1 protein-coding gene is annotated in these 247 nt (G+C 48.6%); it reads right to left on the bottom strand.

Translation table 11 applies throughout. From position 1 onward, the window contains the following. The coding region (locus AB4512_RS23190) for a MipA/OmpV family protein (RefSeq protein ID WP_372175871.1) at positions 1-245 on the bottom strand (245 nt) is incomplete at its 3' end. Positions 246-247: the final 2 nt, after the last annotated feature.

The raw sequence follows: 247 nt of genomic DNA, 5'->3' as shown, positions 1-247 counted from the left end.
ACAACATAAACCGCTCGAAACACGATATTCTGTGGTGAGCCCGCAGGAAGTAAGCGATAACCCGCACTGAATCCACGCATGAAAAAGTGCTCACCTTCATAGCCAATCATAGGAATCACAGCGCGGTTTGACGGTGTATCTTTATAGACAGCCGGAGAATAAGAGGCGGCAACGCCCAGTGACCACTGCGAGATTTTTGCATGTGTTGCTGTCGAAGCCAGTAACGCAACACTGATAGCCACTATTT

Origin of the sequence: Vibrio sp. 10N.222.52.B7 (assembly GCF_041474275.1) — a bacterium.
Taxonomy (GTDB): Bacteria; Pseudomonadota; Gammaproteobacteria; order Enterobacterales; family Vibrionaceae; genus Vibrio; species Vibrio crassostreae_C.
The sequence above is the reverse complement of the archived record's forward strand: the minus strand, read 5'-3'. Positions and strand labels throughout refer to the sequence as shown.